Here is a 1,919-nt window from a genome sequence, read left to right as displayed (position 1 = left end):
GGAGTCCCGAACGGACTTGGAGGAGGAACTCCTCCTCGCCTCCGACTACCTTCTCCCCCGCCCGTTACCGCGATATTCACAACGGCCGGGGTGGTCTTTCTCACGATCTCTGAAAAGCCTTGAGCCCATGCTGGAGGGACTCCTGCGGCTGATGCAGATGATACACATCCACTGCCGGCTAGAGCCCATACAATCAGTCCGCTGTTGATAAACACCTTGGTCGCTTGCTGACTCCAATTGGCCATAACTGAACTCCTCCGGGATGTGACTCTCATCGAGAGTACTAAAGAGTACTATTAAGAACGAACATCTCCACGACTTGAACACTTCATATTACACTACTCTTTCAACAGGCTTCAAAGAGGAAAAGTCTTCGTTCATCAAGGAATGATTTGAATACCCTGATGGATATCTCTCGCCAACAATAGGTTTTGCCTTATTCCTCTCCTCCAGTCGGTTGCTTTCGCCTCAATGTTTCCAGTACGGTGGCGGGCATCCCAGGCAAGATTGCTACCATAGGCTATGTATTGATCCCAACAAAACCGCTCAATCGTAGGGGACATGCGACAGGGGCATGGATCGGATGCGCGCTCCTCTTTCTTGCCGCTTGTGTCAAACCTCTGGAATTTCCGCCCCTGGGAGATCCGTTACCCGCCAGTGTCAAGTTGGAAATTCCCCCATCAATCAAGGAACTGACTATTCGCTACAGCGATTCCTGTGGGCAGCTCCAGGAAATTCCCCTGGGAGATCAAATTCAGAAGGCCTTGCGGGAAGGAATTCATCGAACGTTCAAAACGACGGTTGACGAAGGCACCAGCGACACCTCCCCGCCTGATTATGTCATTCGGGTCGACCTGGTTGATTCATCGTTCGACCTCAATAAAGACGTATTGTATGATCGGGCTCCTGCCGTCTTACATCTCAATGCCATCGCTCGTATCCACGATCGAATGGGGACCTTGCTCCGGCGAACGGACATCAAAGTCTCCCGGCAGGAGCGTCTACGGCTTGAGCAGCTCCCGAAGAACTGCAACTATATGATCGACCCTTTCATCCGTGACACCGTCATCGATTTTGCGACACGGGTCTCTCTCAATGCCAGACTGGCTACCGGTGGACAGGAACCCATTGCTTCGATGGACCAGACGCCGGTCGGAAATGTGGGAATGCCTTCGGGATCGTCGGTTCTTCAGTTTAAAGCGATGCTCCTCGACGAGAACAGTAATCTGATTTTTGAAGGTGGAGAGCATGTGCGAGTTCGTGTGGATGTGGCCAATGCAGGAACCCGCTCCGCTGAGAATGTATCGGCTTCTCTCACCGGAACTCAGTCGATCATCGAGCAATTCCCTGCAGCGACGTTGCCGATCCAGTCACTACAAGCGGGCCAAACGAAATCCCTCGAGTTCATCGCCACCCTCCCCGCGAGCAAACAGGCCCAACAAGCTGTAATCCATGTCACAGTTGCCGAATCAGGAGGAGCCGCGGCGCCGCCCCAAACCCTTTCGTTGACCATTCAGCCCGCCGGCACCGACACGGACGACGTGAACCAAATTCCCGCTCCCGCGCCGGGCTTTCACCAGCCTCAGACCTTCCTGGTCTCGATCGGAGCCGGCGCCTATCGCGATTCCAAGTTTGCACCCCGCCGCTACGTCGCAACGGATGCGGAAACCGTCGCCGCCTATTTTCAGTCCCTCGGCGGTGTCCCCCCATCAAACATCCGGCTGTTGCAAAACCAGAAGGCGCTCCGTGCCGATATCCACGAAGCATTGTTCGGCTGGCTTCCACTGCATGCAGCCGAGAATGCCGTCGTGATCGTCTATTTTTCGGGTCAGGCGATGGTGACATCGACCGGCGACATTTTGCTGCCTCTTTATGACGGCAGTGCTGCGGACTCGGCGCGACTCTACCCGCTCACGGAT

Annotated in this window: 1 protein-coding gene and 1 pseudogene; one reads left to right on the top strand and one right to left on the bottom strand. The window is 54.8% G+C overall.

The window, feature by feature from the left end; translation table 11 throughout:
- A pseudogene (locus ACOSYY_RS15815) lies at window positions 1–245 on the bottom strand (hypothetical protein); the annotation flags it as partial.
- A gap of 240 nt (window positions 246–485) precedes the next feature.
- On the opposite strand from ACOSYY_RS15815, the gene ACOSYY_RS15810 reads away from it, so the two are divergent.
- Window positions 486–1,919: hypothetical protein (locus ACOSYY_RS15810; protein ID WP_421663599.1), on the top strand; the 1,434-nt coding region annotated here is incomplete at its 3' end.

The organism is Nitrospira sp. BLG_2, from assembly GCF_049222245.1.
Note: the sequence above shows the minus strand (reverse complement) of the source record. Positions and strands in the feature narration are given on the sequence as shown.